This window comes from Paenibacillus sp. FSL H8-0048 (genome assembly GCF_038002825.1).
In the GTDB taxonomy this organism is placed as follows: domain Bacteria; phylum Bacillota; class Bacilli; order Paenibacillales; family Paenibacillaceae; genus Paenibacillus_AQ.
In genome coordinates this window covers 2418608-2434424 of record NZ_JBBODF010000001.1, presented here as the reverse complement: position 1 = coordinate 2434424, position 15817 = coordinate 2418608, and the positions used below count along the sequence as shown (strand labels likewise).

13 protein-coding genes are annotated in these 15817 nt (G+C 53.1%); all 13 read left to right on the top strand.

The window, feature by feature from the left end:
• The first annotated feature begins 37 nt into the window (after positions 1-37).
• The 13 genes from NSU18_RS10540 (at position 38) to serC (ending at position 15785) form a co-directional block, all read left to right on the top strand.
• Positions 38-1699 carry a S1C family serine protease gene (locus NSU18_RS10540; RefSeq protein WP_341019908.1) on the top strand — a complete coding sequence of 554 codons (1662 nt, stop codon included), beginning with the start codon at positions 38-40 and terminating at the stop codon, positions 1697-1699.
• A 129-nt stretch (positions 1700-1828) separates the two neighbouring features.
• Complete coding sequence (locus NSU18_RS10535; RefSeq protein ID WP_036722376.1) at positions 1829-2515, top strand: response regulator transcription factor; 687 nt, start codon at positions 1829-1831, stop codon at positions 2513-2515.
• Between the two features lies 1 nt (position 2516).
• On the top strand, positions 2517-3968 hold the full coding sequence (locus NSU18_RS10530) for a sensor histidine kinase (RefSeq protein ID WP_341148960.1): 1452 nt from the start codon (positions 2517-2519) through the stop codon (positions 3966-3968).
• A 57-nt stretch (positions 3969-4025) separates the two neighbouring features.
• Positions 4026-4982 carry a 4-hydroxy-3-methylbut-2-enyl diphosphate reductase gene (locus NSU18_RS10525; protein ID WP_341023180.1) on the top strand — a complete coding sequence of 319 codons (957 nt, stop codon included), beginning with the start codon at positions 4026-4028 and terminating at the stop codon, positions 4980-4982.
• Between the two features lie 290 nt (positions 4983-5272).
• On the top strand, positions 5273-6319 hold the full coding sequence (gene aroF, locus NSU18_RS10520; protein ID WP_209872939.1) for a 3-deoxy-7-phosphoheptulonate synthase: 1047 nt from the start codon (positions 5273-5275) through the stop codon (positions 6317-6319).
• Positions 6320-6333: 14 nt separating this feature from the next.
• The gene (locus NSU18_RS10515; protein WP_341148959.1) at positions 6334-6612 is read left to right on the top strand and encodes a hypothetical protein; all 279 of its coding nucleotides are present in this window, start codon (positions 6334-6336) and stop codon (positions 6610-6612) included.
• Positions 6602-8026 carry a type I glutamate--ammonia ligase gene (gene glnA, locus NSU18_RS10510; protein ID WP_036697759.1) on the top strand — a complete coding sequence of 475 codons (1425 nt, stop codon included), beginning with the start codon at positions 6602-6604 and terminating at the stop codon, positions 8024-8026. The genes NSU18_RS10515 and glnA overlap by 11 nt, the downstream gene beginning before the upstream one ends.
• Before the next feature lie 481 nt (positions 8027-8507).
• Positions 8508-9539 (top strand): group II intron reverse transcriptase/maturase, encoded by a 1032-nt coding sequence (gene ltrA, locus NSU18_RS10505; protein WP_341148958.1) that lies wholly within the window; start codon positions 8508-8510, stop codon positions 9537-9539.
• 36 nt (positions 9540-9575) lie between these two features.
• Positions 9576-9893, top strand: coding sequence for a group II intron maturase-specific domain-containing protein (locus NSU18_RS10500; RefSeq protein WP_341151021.1), 318 nt, complete (start codon positions 9576-9578; stop codon positions 9891-9893).
• Positions 9894-10065: 172 nt separating this feature from the next.
• Entirely contained in the window at positions 10066-10335 is a 270-nt protein-coding gene (locus NSU18_RS10495; protein WP_341148957.1) for a hypothetical protein, read from the top strand.
• A gap of 475 nt (positions 10336-10810) precedes the next feature.
• Positions 10811-13558, top strand: a complete 2748-nt coding sequence (locus NSU18_RS10490) for a GH36-type glycosyl hydrolase domain-containing protein (protein ID WP_341148956.1) — start codon at positions 10811-10813, stop codon at positions 13556-13558.
• Between the two features lie 144 nt (positions 13559-13702).
• Entirely contained in the window at positions 13703-14587 is an 885-nt protein-coding gene (locus tag NSU18_RS10485; protein WP_341148955.1) for a hypothetical protein, read from the top strand.
• A 106-nt stretch (positions 14588-14693) separates the two neighbouring features.
• The gene (serC, locus tag NSU18_RS10480) at positions 14694-15785 is read left to right on the top strand and encodes a 3-phosphoserine/phosphohydroxythreonine transaminase (RefSeq protein WP_341151020.1); all 1092 of its coding nucleotides are present in this window, start codon (positions 14694-14696) and stop codon (positions 15783-15785) included.
• Positions 15786-15817: the final 32 nt, after the last annotated feature.

The following is a 15817-nucleotide window of genomic DNA, read 5'->3' as shown; positions in this document are numbered from 1 at the left end:
TTTGCCTGACACGGCAAGGCGCGGGAGGAAAGTAAACATGGACGATAACAAAAACAACTACAATCGTGAGAACAACTACAATCGTGATCATGAACCGGGACCGGATCGTGAATGGGACAATAATCATAATGATACTGATAACAGCACTAATTCATCCGCAGAAGGCGGCTCCTACTACTACTCTTACGGACCTTTCAAATCGATGAACAACGATGAGATGAATGGTAATGACCCGCAGCATTATAACCGCCGCGAACCGGAGCGGGTAGAGGTTACTCCGCCGCAGCCGGTGAAGTCCTTACCGTATAACACATCGCTCCGTACCACCGGGTATGACGGAAATGGCGGACGAGGCGGCAATCCTCCGGAGGGAGGCAACGGCTGGCAGTACAACCGTAAGCCGAAGAAGCCGGTGAAGGCAGTACTGGTATCTTTTCTCGCCGGAATGGTGGTCTTATCAGGCTCCATGTTCATGGCAGACCGCGGGAACTGGTTCACCGGAGGCCAGGAGGCAACCACGGTTGTAACGAATCCGGCAGGCAAGACGGCAGGCGGCAACGCCAATATTACACCTTCCACTTCCGCAGCGGCGCTGGTCACCGGCTCAGGAGATGTATCCGGCGTAGTTGAAGGCGTAGGGCCGGCAGTCGTCAAGATCGAGACGCTGGTGAAATCGAATAACTCGCGGAACAGAAGCAGCAGCCCGAATATGAGCGATCCGTTCTCACAGTTCTTCTTCGGTGATCAATTCGGCGGAGGAGGTTCCGGCTCGAATAATTCGGAATCCCAGTCAGGCTCGAATAATTCTTCTCCGCAGCTTACACCTTACGGTATTGGAACAGGCTTCATCTATGATTCGAACGGTTATATACTGACCAACCAGCACGTGGTAGATGGTGCCGATGTCATCCAGGTTACCGTAGACGGTACCTCCAAGCCTTACGAAGCGAAGCTGCTGGGTTCCAGCAAGGATCTTGATCTCGCCGTACTGAAGATTGAAGGCTCGGACTTCCCGTCTGTGGCGCTTGGTGATTCCGACAGCATCAAGGTAGGCTCTGAGGTCGTGGCGATCGGTAACCCGCAGGGCTTCGACCATACAGTGACAACCGGAGTGCTCAGTGCCAGAGGCCGCAGTATTGATATTGCCGAAGAAGACGGCAGTGGTACAAAAACCTACAAAAATCTTCTGCAAACCGACGCCTCGATCAACCCGGGGAACTCCGGCGGACCGCTGCTCAACATGAATGGCCAGGTCATCGGTATGAACGTTGCAGTAAGCAGAGACGCTCAGGGTATCGGCTTTGCGATTCCGGTAAATACCATCAAAGGCGTAGTAGATAAGCTTGAAGCCAACCAGGAAATTCCTAAAGAACCGGTACCTTTCATTGGTGCTACTCTGATGACGATTACCGATGAAGTTGCCAAGCAAATGGGGACAACGATTAAAGAAGGCTCAGTAGTGGCTGAAATTGTCTTCAAATCTCCTGCTTATACAGCGGATCTGCGTCCTTACGATATCATTACAGGAATTGACGGAAAGAGCTACGCTACCAGCCAGGATCTGATCACTTACATCCAGACGCTTAAGGTAGGCGATAAGGCGACTCTGAATGTCGTGCGTGACGGCAAGAAGCTGGATCTGCCGGTAACAATCGGCAACAAGAATGATTTCGAGACTGCGCAGACTCAGAAGCAATAAGCACATCATGCGGTTAGCGCTGAGCGGAAGGGGTAACCCTTCCGCTCTGTGCTGTTCGTGTACGGATGCGGAGAGACGGGTGCATCTGCTACAATAGAGATATATGAATGAGACAATGGGGGCTGCCGGATGCGACCGAATATACTGATAATTGATGATGATGAGAAAATAACCTCCATGCTCCGACGCGGGCTGGCTTTTGAAGGCTATGATGTCAAGACCGCATCCAACGGGGCAGACGGGCTGCGTGCCGTTCTGAACAGTGATCCCGATGTGGTCATTCTGGACGTTATGATGCCCCAGGTGGACGGGTTCGAGGTCTGCCGCCGTCTGCGGGAGGGCGGAAGCAGTGTTCCTGTGCTGATGCTGACCGCCAAGGATGAAATCGAGCACCGGGTGAAGGGGCTGGACCTTGGGGCAGATGACTATCTGGTGAAGCCGTTTGCCCTGGAGGAGCTGCTGGCCAGAGTCCGGGCGCTGCTCCGGCGCAAAAGCGAGCAGGGCGGAAGCCCGGATCAGGCGGTCACCTATGAGGATATAACGCTGGATGTGGATTCCCGGGAAGTGACCCGCGCCGGCCGGCGCCTGGAGCTGACGGCGAAGGAATTCGAGCTGCTGCATCTGTTCATGCAGAATCCGAAGCGGGTGCTCTCCCGCGATCTCATTATGGATAAGATCTGGGGCTATGATTACAGCGGGGAATCGAATGTCCTGGAGGTATATATTGCAATGCTGCGCCAGAAGACAGAGGAGCATGGCGGCAAGCGGCTGATTCAGACGATCCGGGGAGCCGGTTACATCCTAAGAGGTGACTAATATGTCCATACGACTACGGCTCACTGCCTGGTATTCAGGGATTCTTGCCGTTATGCTGCTGGTCTTGTCGGCCGTAATTTACGGCTTTGTCTATATTAATACGTATGGCGATTTGAAAAGCCGGCTCCAGAATCTGTCGCTTCAGGTAGAGCTGAAGGCGGGCCTGACTCAGGATGGAACCCTTCAGCCGATGCTTGGGGGACCGGCGGGTCAGAGTCTGTTTGCCCAAATGTACATCTACGATCTGGACCGGCTGATTTCAAGCCAGAATATGACCGAAATCAAACTGAAATTCCAGGTTCCCTCTAAGGAGGTCCTGCACAGCCAGGAGGGATTTCTGCACGCCAGCTATGGCGGCAACCCCTTCCTGATTTATCTGCGGGCGGTTGATGTAACGCTCAACAACAGTCTGCCTGCGTCTGCTGTCCTTCAGGTTGCCGTATATACGGGGGAGCAGGTCACCCTGCTGAACCGGCTGAAGAATATTCTGCTGGCCGGCTCCTTTGCTACCCTGCTCGCCGCTTTCACCTTCGGCCTCTTCCTGGCCCGCAAGGCGATGAGTCCGATTGGCAAGGTCATTGAAGCTGCGAACGGGATACAGACGGGAACGGACCTCAGCTCGCGGATCGTATATGACGGTCCGCAGGATGAGATCGGGCGGCTGATCGAGACGGTGAACAGTATGCTTGGGCGGATGGAGGGCTTTTATACGGGGCTTGAGGAGGCTTATGCAACACAGCGCCGCTTCGTCTCGGATGCTTCGCATGAGCTGCGGACACCGCTTACAACCATCCGCGGGAATATCGATCTGCTGCAAAAGGTCTGGGAGATGAAGCCGGATGACAGCCGGATGTCCGAGGCGGATGTCCGCCAGCTCTCGATTGAATCGGTGAAGGATATCGCTGATGAAGCGGCACGAATGAGCCGTCTGGTAGCGGATATGCTCTCCCTGGCCCGTGCGGATACCGGCCGGACCTTCGAGATCGAGCCGGTGGCGCTGGAGCCGATGATGACTGAGGTGGCCCGCCGGGCGTCGTTCCTGACGCGTGAAGCGGAGTGGTCTGTGGGTGAGATGGGCCATCTGAACGGTAAGTATATCCTGGGCAACAAAGATTATCTGCAGCAGATGATGTTTATTTTCATTGATAATGCTTTCAAATACACCCCGGCCGGTGAGGTTACGCTGGATGCATTGCTGTATCAGAATCAGGTGGGAATCCGCATTGCCGATACGGGAATCGGGATGGACAAAGATGAGGTGCCGCATATCTTCGACCGCTTCTACCGCGCAGATGAATCCAGAGGAATCACGGAAGGCATCGGGCTTGGACTGTCCATTGCCAAATGGATTATCGAGGAGCATGGAGGCTCTGTTGAGGTGGTTACCCGTCAGGGGGAAGGGACTACCTTTGTGATCTGGCTGCCGCTTCTCTTTGCCCCGCCGCTGGAATAGGGTATAATTGAGTAGCTCCTATTACAGCAGTCATTGACAGCAGAAAGCGGTGAATTCATGGAAGTCATCAAAATCTCTCCCCGGGGGTATTGCTATGGCGTCGTCGATGCTATGGTGATGGCACGGCAGGCTGCGCAGAATCTTGATTTGCCCCGGCCGATTTATATACTGGGCATGATTGTACACAACAGCCATGTCACGAACTCCTTCGAGGATGACGGAATCATTACGCTGGACGGGCATAACCGTCTGGATATTCTAGATAAAGTAGATAAGGGAACAGTCATCTTCACAGCGCACGGCGTATCGCCCGAGGTCCGCAAGATGGCGCGCGCCAAAGGGCTGACTACGGTTGATGCCACCTGCCCGGATGTGACCAAGACGCATGACCTCATCAAGGAAAAGGTAGACGAAGGCTGTGAGATTATCTATATCGGCAAGAAGGGCCACCCGGAGCCCGAAGGTGCGGTGGGAATTGCGCCGGAGCATGTCCATCTGATCGAGAAGGAAGAGGAAATTGCCGGCCTCTCTATCCCTTCCTCGCGGATTGTTATCACGAACCAGACCACAATGAGCCAGTGGGATATCAAGCATATTATGCGCAAGCTGCTGGAGACTTTCCCTGGCGCTGAGGTCCATAATGAGATCTGCATGGCTACGCAGGTACGGCAGGAAGCTGTCGCTGAGCAGGCGGGCCAGTGCGAGCTGGTTATTGTGGTCGGTGATCCGCGCAGCAATAACTCAAACCGTTTGGCGCAGGTATCAGAGGAGATCGCCGGAGTTCCGGCTCACCGGATTGCTGACGTCTCCGAGCTGAATACGGAGTGGCTGAAGGGAATTACCAAGGTAGGCGTGACCTCCGGCGCTTCAACGCCGACACCGATCACCAAGGAAGTTATTAATTATCTGGAGCAGTATGACGAAGCGAAGCCGGAGACCTGGGAGATCAAGCGCACAGTCAATATGGCGAAGCTTCTGCCGCCAGTGAAGAATAAGACAGCGAGCACCAGCTGACAGCTCTGAACAGCAATAACACCCTAACCATATACTCATAGCGATTAACCGGCAGTGCGGCCTGAGAGGGTTGTGCTGCTTTTTTTTGTGAAAAAAGAAGGTCGCCGTTCTGCCACATAGAATTCACGCGGAGCCAGGGGAATAATGGTTGACTGAGAGGGGAATATGCGCTAAAATTACTTTAGTGCTTAAAAGCGTATACGCGTCGTAGCGGAAAAGTAATTTTGAAGATCGGCAGTCGGCCGCTCTATCCAACAACACTAATACGAGTCCAAAAGGGGAGCTATAATATGATCGTTATTACATCCAACCAAACACCTCAGGAACAGGTGAATGAGATTATTGCCGTGATTGAGAAGGAAGGCTTGCAGGTCCACCTCTCTGTAGGGGCTGACCATACCGTAATCGGACTGGTCGGGGGCGTCACTCCGAAGCTTGCTGAGCATCTGCGCCAGATGAAGGGCGTGGAGAATGTGGTGAAGATTACTAAATCCTACAAGCTGGCAAGCCGCGACTTCCATCCGGAGGATACGGTTATCGATATCCGCGGAGTGAAGATCGGCGGGGAGAACCTGGTTATTATGGGGGGGCCGTGTGCCGTAGAATCTCCGGAGCAAATCGATGAGATTGCCCGGCTGGTCAAGGCTTCCGGCGGCCAGGTGCTGCGCGGAGGCGCCTTCAAGCCGCGTACCGGACCTTATAGCTTCCAGGGGGTTGGCGTGGAAGGGCTGACGATGATGGCGGAAGCCGGCAAACGTCACGGCCTGTTGACCATTACTGAGGTCATGACGCCGGAATATGTGGACATCTGTGCCGAGCATGCGGATATTCTGCAGGTAGGCACACGCAACATGCAGAACTTTGACCTGCTGCGCAAGCTGGGCACCTGCGGCCGTCCTGTGCTCCTGAAGCGCGGGTTCAGTGCAACTTATGATGAGCTGCTGAATGCGGCGGAGTACATTCTTGCCGGCGGCAACCGGGATGTCATGCTCTGCGAGCGCGGCATCCGTACCTTCGAGACTTACACGCGCAACACGCTGGATCTGTCGGCCATCCCGGTATTGCAGAACCTCAGCCACCTGCCGGTCATCTCTGACCCGAGCCACGGCACCGGACGCCGTGAGCTGGTAGCCCCTATGGCCAAGGCTTCGGTTGCTGCCGGCGCCAATGGTCTGATTATCGAGATGCATACCGACCCTGATAACTCCATGACCGGTGACGGCGTGCAGTCCCTGTTCCCTGAGCAATTCGACAGTCTGCTGCGGGATCTGGAGAAGCTGGCCCCGCTGGTGGGCCGCAAGTTCTCTCCGTCTCTGGAGGCTGCACCTGTAGTATAATTTTCAACATGTAAATGACTATTGAACAGCTCTCTTCTCCCGCTTCAGGCTGGAGGATGAGAGCTGTTTGTGCTGCAGGGGGGACAAAGGTGACATGGAATCCGGATGAAATTGGTATTTTCACCAAAGCGTCAGAATATCTTACATTGTCGCAAGAAATACCTGACATAAGCATTGACGATGTTAGGTATGCGATTTATAATGACGACAGCAAAAAAATAAAAACAAGAACATTTGATACGATGAGCGGCCTAATGTTCGGAATCTGGGGAGGAATTAAGCATGTCGGTTGAAAAAGTATTGCAGACGATCAAGGAAAACAATATCGAGTGGGTGGATTTCCGGTTTGTAGATTTGGGTGGACGTGCTCACCACATCTCTTTGCCAGCATCCGCAGTTGAAGAAGAAACCTTTGTAAATGGAGTAGCATTCGATGGTTCTTCCATTACAGGCTTCCGGGGGATTGAAGAGTCGGATATGGTAATGATGCCTGATCCAAGCACCACTTACATTGACCCGTTCACTGCTCACCCTACGCTGAACATTATGTGCGACATCTTCACACCTGATGGCGAACGTTATGAGCGCGACCCGCGCGGTATCGCAGTGAAGGCTGAAGAATTCCTGCAGTCCAGCGGAGTAGGTACAGCGGCATTCTTCGCACCTGAATCCGAATTCTTCATCTTCGACGATGTACGTTACGAGAGCGGAATGAATACTTCCTCCTTCTACGTAGATTCCGAGGAAGCAGCTTGGAACACTGGCCGCAAGGAAGAAGGCGGCAACATGGCGTTCAAGGTTGGCGTGAAGGGCGGATACGTGCCTGTAGCTCCAGTGGATTCCCAGCAGGATATCCGCAGTGAAATGTGCCGTTTGCTGGGTGAAGCCGGCCTCGAAATCGAGCGTCATCACCATGAAGTAGCAACAGCAGGCCAGGCGGAAATCAACTTCCGTTTCGACACCCTGAAGAAAACAGCTGATAATCTCCTCACTTACAAATACATTGTGCAGAACACTGCACGCCAATACGGCAAGGTAGCAACCTTCATGCCAAAACCGCTGTTCGGCGATAACGGTAGCGGAATGCACGTTCACCAATCGATTTTCAACGGCGATGCTCCATTGTTCTACGAAAAAGGCGCCTATGCCAACCTGAGTGAAATGGCATTGCACTACATCGGCGGTATCCTGTATCATGCTCCTGCATTGATCGCGCTGACGAACCCAAGCACCAACTCATTCAAACGTCTGGTTCCTGGCTATGAAGCACCGGTCAACCTGGTCTACTCCAAGGGTAACCGTTCCGCGGCTGTCCGTATCCCGGTTGCTGCTGTGACACCTAAGGGCTGTCGTATCGAATTCCGTACACCGGACTCCACTGCTAACCCTTACCTGGCCTTCTCCGCTATGCTGATGGCTGGTCTGGATGGAATCAAGAAGAAGATCAACCCTGAAGAAATGGGCTACGGTCCGCTGGACAAGAACATCTACGAATTGTCTGACGCAGACAAAGAGAAGATCCGCAGCGTTCCGGGTTCCCTGGACGAAGCGCTGGATGCACTGGAGGCTGACTTCGAATTCCTGACTGAGGGCGGCGTATTCACCAAGGACTTCATCGATAACTATATCGCCCTGAAGCGTTCCGAAGCTCAAGCTGTTGCCATCCGCGTTCATCCGCATGAATACTCCCTGTACTTCGACGTATAAGATAAGATAGTCTATTGTAATATAGCAGGATAGAAAGGCCCCTGGAATCATTGATTCCGGGGGCTTTTTGCGGTACGCCCAACATGGGCATCATCTCTAGGGTGAAAGTCCCGAGCGGGGGCTGGCAAGCGCCTACCGTTAGCCAAGGGCAAGGGTGTCTACCGTGAGGTGGGATCTGAAGGAAGCCGGAGGCAAAAGCACGGCCTGAGGTACACGAATCCAATTAGAGGCGGCTGCAGCCGGATGAGTCACCCGCACATGACAAAATCCAAAGCTGCCAAGTGCTGTAGCCGTAGACTTGGGCAGGCGCGGGCGGAAAGATGATGTTCTTATCTGGGGAGGCCTGCCGGATATGCAAGAAAAAAACTTGTAACCGTAGCCGAGAGGCTGCGCTGAACCGGCAGGAGTCAGCAGAGGCCATAGTACATAAGCTGTTGCAACAGTTTACGGAAGGGCTGAACCGAAAGAAGAGAGGAAACCGATGCGTTCGCATGAAGAGCAACGACAGCAGAATATCTCGCAAGAGAGCTTGCGGCAAAGAGAAGCGGTGAAGCCGTCAGGGTATGCTGGAGCGCCGAGTTCTTCATCGGCACAAGTCGGCCCTTCCTCTCGCAAAGCAGAGAGGCACCTGCTGGAGCGAATGCTCGAAGGAGATAACCTTCGGCTCGCATACAAACGAGTGGTCCAGAACGGAGGAGCACTCGGTGTGGATAATGTAACGGTAGCGAATCTACAGGCTTATTTGAAAACACATTGGGAACCGGTGAAAGCCGAACTTCTTGCGGGTACCTATAAACCGGCACCCGTCAAACGGGTGGAAATCCCCAAACCCGGAGGCGGCGTACGGCTGCTAGGCATCCCGACGGTAATGGACCGCTTTCTCCAGCAGGCTCTTCTACAAGTCATGAATCCGGTCTTTGACGCAGGATTCTCGTGGTACAGCTACGGATTTCGGCCGGGAAAGAGCGCCCATGACGCCGTGAAACAAGCACAAAGATATATCCAAAGTGGTTTGAGATGGGTCGTAGACCTCGATCTCGAGAAATTCTTTGACCGGGTAAATCACGATATGCTCATGGCGAGGGTTGCGCGGAAAGTAGCAGACAAGAAAGTACTAACACGGATTCGTGCGTATCTTAGCGCCGGAGTGATAGTAAATGGAAAGCTGGAGCATAGCCGGGAAGGAACGCCACAAGGCGGTCCGCTCAGTCCGCTTCTGGCAAACATTCTATTGGATGACCTGGATAAAGAATTGACCGGACACGGGTTGCGCTTCGTACGCTACGCAGACGACTGTAATATCTTTGTGGCGAGCAAACGAGATGGCGAACGGGTCATGGAATCGGTCAGCCGATTTGTAGAAGGAAAGCTAAAACTGAACCGGGAGAAAAGTGCGGTAGCCAGACCCTGGCACCGGAAGTTCCTAGGATTCAGTTTCCTGAGCCAGAAACAGGCGAGTATACGAATAGCACGAAGAGTCTCAAGGCATGCAAAGAGCGAATTCGAGAGCTAACGAACCGGACCTGGTCCATCTCAATGGAAGAACGAAATACGCCGATTGAATCAATATCTGATGGGCTGGCTTGGCTATTTCTATCTGGCGTCGGCAAAGAAACACCTCCAAACATTGGACCAATGGATTCGGAGAAGGCTGCGAATGTGCCTGTGGAAACAATGGAAGCGAGTGCGCACACGAATCCGCGAACTTCGGGCACTTGGGGTACCCGAGTGGGTCTGTTTCACAATGGCAAACTCACGGCGAGGCGCATGGGAAATGTCCCGGAACACGAATAATGCCCTTCCGACTTCCTACTGGGAAGCGAAAGGGCTGAAAAGTTTGCTTTCACGTTATCTGGAACGTTGTTAACCTTTTGGAACCGCCGTATGCGGACCCGCATGTACGGTGGTGTGAGAGGACGGGGGCTTGCCGCCCCCTCCTACTCGATTGGCACTTCGTGCTGGAGGGTGAGGTGGAAGGCGGGAGTATAGGGAAAAGGTGAAAAGGTAAAAGGTGAAGGGGATAAATCCCTCTGATTTTAGTGGGGAGTTGGCTAGAAGGTGTGATAAAGGGGATAAATCCCTCTGGATTAGCTGGAAGTTGGAAAATGGTTGAAATGAAAGGGATAAATCCCTCAGATTCAGCGAAAAGTGGGCTCGGAGGTAAAATGAGAGGGATAAATCCCTCAGATTCAGCGAAAAGTTGGCTCGGAGGTAAAATGAAAGGGATAAATCCCTCAGATTCAGCGAAAAGTGGGCTCGGAAGTAAAATGAGAGGGATAAATCCCTCTGTTGGTGCTGCTGCTGATTAAACTGATTGACAGTAATGATGAAGAGCATTAGTGCACTTGAATTTTGCGAATGTGGGCAAATGGGCTAAATGAAGAGCATTAGTGCACCTGAATTCGGCGAATGTGTGCTAATTGAGTGAATGTGGAAGCTCCTCCGCACTTGTCGCGACTAGCTTAATATTGTGTTTTCGTAAATTTTCGTAACTAAAATAGTATTATTGTAATATAATCACAATTTTATATGGTGATTTGAGCTTTGAAGTATTAATTTTGCACATCAATCTCTGCTCATAAGTCATAAATAACGCTTTACAAAGGGAAATAACGGTGTGATAATGAAACCGAAACCGATTTCGGTAAGCGGATTCGAATCAATTTTATCAGCATTATTCAGCATTATCAGTATCGGTATCGGTATCAGTATCAGCACCAGAATCAACAATCTCAACGTAAACAAGAAGAGATCTGCTGTTAGGGAACAGGGAGGATGAATGTAGTGAAGGATCAATCAAAAGTATCAAGAACAGGCTGGAGCTTCACCGGGAATAACGGGGATTTTCGGCTGGAGCAGCCGGACCGGAGCAGCTTTTTATATTTTCCGCTAGTGAATGAAGGGGGCATGATGTCCTCGGTCAGTCCTAAGCTGCATGGCCAGGCGACTTCGGGCCATAACACCTTTCTGACGCCGCCCATCTCGGTGGAGGATCTGCATAATTCCCGCGCCTCGCGCAATTTCTGGGTATACATCGAAGGCAAGGGCGCCTGGTCGGCTGCGGGCAATTCTGCACGGCAGAATGCGGCGTTCTATGGCGAAGCAGCAGATGAATCCTTGCTGGAGGCAGGACTTCTGTGGCATCGGGTGACGCGGGAGAGTAAGGAGCTGGGACTGAGAGCGGAGATCACAAGCTTCGTACCCTGCGGCAACGACAAGGTTGAACTGATGAAGGTGGTACTTACGAATAGCGGTACAGAGTTGCTTACGTTGACACCTACTGCGGCTATTCCGTTATATGCGCGTTCTGCGGATGATCTGCGCGATCACCGGCATGTCACCTCACTGCTGAACCGGGTCTATACTTCGGCTTATGGTGTTGAGGTGCAGCCTGCCCTGTCCTTCGACGAACGCGGACACCGGGTGAATCATACTTCGTACGGGGTATTCGGGGCTGGTGAGGGCGGAGCGCTGCCAACCGGATTATTCCCGGTGCAGGAGGAATTCATCGGCGAGGGCGGAAGCCTGGACTGGCCGGAAGCGGTTGTGAACAATCTGGCTCCGCCGGTTGGGGAAGATGGCGGAGTGCCATGGGAAGGCTATGAGGCACTGGGGGGACTGCGGTTCGCCGCGATCACTCTGGAGCCGGGTCAGAGCCAGTCTTATGTCGTAGTCATGGCGATTGACAATAAAAGAATTGATGTGCAGGCGCTGATGGCCAAATATGGCTCGGCTGCGGCTTTTGACGCGTTGCTTGAAGAGAATAAGCGCTTCTGGGCGGAGAAAGTTAATACGGTTGAATTCCATACCGGAGATCATGCCGCTGACGAATGGATGAAATGGGTGACGCTCCAGCCGGTGCTGCGCAGACTGTACGGCAACTCGTTCCTCCCTTACCACGATTATGGCAGAGGGGGACGCGGCTGGCGCGATCTCTGGCAGGATTGCCTGGCTCTATTGATTATGGAGCCTGCGGATGTGCGCAGCCTGCTGCTGAATAACTATGCCGGAGTCCGGATTGACGGCAGCAATGCGACGATCATCGGGCAGCAGCCGGGCGAATTCATTGCTGACCGCAACAATATTCCCCGGGTCTGGATGGACCATGGGGCATGGCCGTTCCTGACTACCATGCTGTATCTGGATCAGAGCGGGGATCTGGACTTCCTGCTACAGGAGCAGACGTATTTCCGCGATACCTTCATGAACCGGTGTAAGGACCGCGATGCCTCCTGGGCGCCGGGGGCAGGAAGCAGTCTGTGTACAACTGCGGGCGAAGAATATACAGGTACGATTCTGGAGCATATCCTGCTGCAGAATCTGGTTCCTTTCTTCAATGTGGGTGAGCATAACAACATCCTGCTGGAAGGTGCGGACTGGAACGATGGCCTTGATATGGCTGCACAGCGGGGCGAAAGTGTTACTTTCACAGCCTTCTATGCCAGTAACCTGCTCGATCTGTCCAAGCTGCTGATTACTCTGAAGGAACGGACGGGCGGAGATACGCTGGAGCTGGCCGAAGAGATGGTGCTGCTGCTTGACTCACTGGGCCAAGCTGTTGATTATGAATCGGTGACGGCCAAGCAAGAGCTGCTCAGCCGCTTCTATGCTGCCGCACCGAATAAGGTGAGCGGGGTAAGAGCCGTGCTGAAGCTTGAAGAGGTTGCAGCAGATCTTGCCCGTAAAGCGGAATGGATCTTCGATCATCTGCGCCGCAATGAATGGGTAGAGAGCGGACACGGCGACGGCTGGTTCAACGGCTATTATAATAATGACGGCGAACGCGTAGAAGGGGAATGGGCTGAGAGCACACGGATGACGCTTACCGGACAGGTCTTCCCGCTCCTCGGCCACGCGGCTGCTCCAGAGCAGATTCCTGCGATCATCTCTGCGGTAGAGCGCAATCTGTACGATGAGAAAATCGGCTACCGTCTGAACAGCAACTTCGGCGGCATTCAGCAGAATCTGGGCCGGGCGTTCGGCTTCGCCTTCGGACACAAGGAGAACGGGGCGATGTTCAGCCACATGACGGTTATGTACGGGAATGCGCTGTATAAGCGCGGATACGTCAAAGAAGGCCGCAAGGTGCTGGATTCACTGTATAACCTGAGTGCGAATTTCGAGGTGAGCCGGATGTATCCGGGAATTCCGGAGTATATCAACGAGCTGGGCAGAGGAATGTACACGTATCTGACTGGGTCGGCAAGCTGGCTGCTCCTGACGATGGTGACTGAAGTATTTGGCGTCAAAGGCAAGCTCGGCGACCTGCTGCTGCAGCCGAAGCTGGTGAAGGAACAGTTTGACGGCAATAAGAGCGCCTCGATCAAGACTATTTTTGCCGGACGTGAGCTGAAAGTCGTCTATACGGCTTCTGGAAGCACGGAATACGGAGAGTATCAAATACACGCAGTCCGCTTGAACGGGGCTGAGGTAACGCTTCAGCGCGTCTCAGAAGGCGCTGTGATCACACGCAGCCTGCTGACAGGCCTGCCTGAAGGAGAAATTCATCTGCTGGAGGTAGAACTGGCCTAAGCCGGAGCTGCTGAACTTAATCGCCTGCTTTGCCGGTCCGCGCAGAGCAGGCTTTTCAACATCCGAATATATCGTATAGAATGGACCTGGAAATGCTATGATAGGATGTGCTGCGTCCAACCAGGACAGAAAGGAAAGAGATCAATGACACATATATTATCCAATGGAGTACTGACCGTAGAGATTGCTGATGTGGGAGCCTATGGCGGCACTCGTTTTGACTGGACAGGATTTATTACAGGCGTGAAGCTGGAGCAGGGCGGGCATACCTTTTGCGTTCCGGAAAGTCTGGTGCCCGGGCAGGGTACGGGAGGGATAGGCCTTTGTAATGAGTTCGGCATTTCCCGGGCAATTGGCTACGAAGATGCTGCTCCTGGGGAATGGTTCCCCAAATTCGGTATCGGGCTGCTGCAGAAGCAGAGCGACGAGCCTTATTCCTTCATAGGGGAGTATCCGCTACAGCCGTTCCCGGTCACTGAAGAGTGGAGCGGAGACTCGGTTACATACACTGTGCAGCCGCTGGAATGCCGGGGCTACAGCATGCGGCTGGTCAAGACGCTGAAGCTGGAAGGAAACCGGCTGGACATATTCTATAAGGTGGAGAATACAGGGACCGAAGCACTGCGGATTGAAGAGTATATTCATAATTTTGTCGGTATTGATGGGGCACTCGTAGGGACAGATTATGAGCTTAGGCTGCCGGGAACGCCTAAGATCGTAGCCCCGGAATCTGCATATACGGAGAATTTGCTCAGCATAGACGGGAATAGCCTGACCTGGGCGGGGGAAACGGACCGCCAATTCTATTGCAGACTTGAAGGCTGGGAGCAGGCGGAGGAGGATTATTACTGGGAGCTGACCCATAAACCTTCAGGAGCCTGCATCAGAGAGAGCGGAGATTTTGCTGCTGAGCGGATTGCGCTATGGGGAGACAAGCATGTAATTTCACCCGAGGTTTTTGCTGACATCACTATTTTACCGCGTCACAGCAAGGGGTGGAGCCGCAGCTACCTGTTTTCGGCCTCCTGAATGCAGTCTAGCTTACCTCTTATGTGAATAATTATACTTGCTGGTGTTTATCGTTATCTGCTATCATAGCGATATCCATATTCATAGGAGAGAAAGGGTGGGAGTTATTTTGAGCAAGAGAGCATACAATTTTAATGCCGGTCCGGCAGCATTGCCGCTGGCAGTATTGGAACGTGCGCAGGCGGAGTTCGTTGAATTCCGGGAGAGCGGAATGTCCATTATGGAAATGTCGCACCGTGGGGCGATATACGAATCCGTGCATAATGAAGCTCAGGAACGCCTGCTTTCGCTCCTCGGCAATCCGCAAGGCTACAAGGTATTGTTCATCCAGGGCGGAGCAAGCACACAGTTCGCCATGGTTCCGATGAACCTTATCGGTGAAGGCCAGGTCGGCAGCTATGTCATGACAGGAAGCTGGGCGGACAAAGCCCTGAAGGAAGCCAAGCTGACTGGCGGCGGCCATGTAGCCGCATCCTCGGCAGACAAAAAATTCCTGGCTATTCCCGAGCTTAGCAGTATCAAGGCTGCGGATAATGCAGCTTACCTGCATATCACCTCGAATGAGACGATTGAAGGCACGCAGTATGCACAGTATCCTGATGCCGGTAACATTCCGCTGGTTGCCGATATGTCCAGTGATATTCTGAGCCGCGACTTCGATGTGAACCAATTCGGCCTGATCTATGCCGGTGCGCAGAAGAATCTCGGACCGTCGGGCGTCACCGTAGTGATAGCCAAGGAAGAGCTGATTTCCAGTTCTCCGGCGAATATTCCGACGATTCTGCGGTATGATACTCATTACAAGAATAACTCTCTCTACAATACGCCGCCATCCTTCTCTGTATATATGGTTAACGAAGTGTTAAAATGGATTGAGGAACAGGGCGGGCTTGCTGGCACTGAAGCCAAGAACCGTGACAAAGCAGGTCTCCTGTATGATTATATCGACGGCAGCGGCGGCTTCTACCGCGGAGTTGCGGAAGAAGGCAGCCGTTCCATCATGAATGTAACATTCCGGATGCAATCGGAGGAGCTGGAGAAGCAGTTCATCAAAGCTTCCGAAGCCGAAGGCTTTGTCGGCCTCAAGGGACACCGCAGCGTAGGCGGCTTACGGGCTTCGATCTACAACGCCGTCCCGCATGAGAGCGTGAAGGCACTGGCGGATTTCATGAAGCATTTCCAGCAAACCCAAGGGTAATCTAAGAACGTTCCCGACCTTCCGCCTTGCAG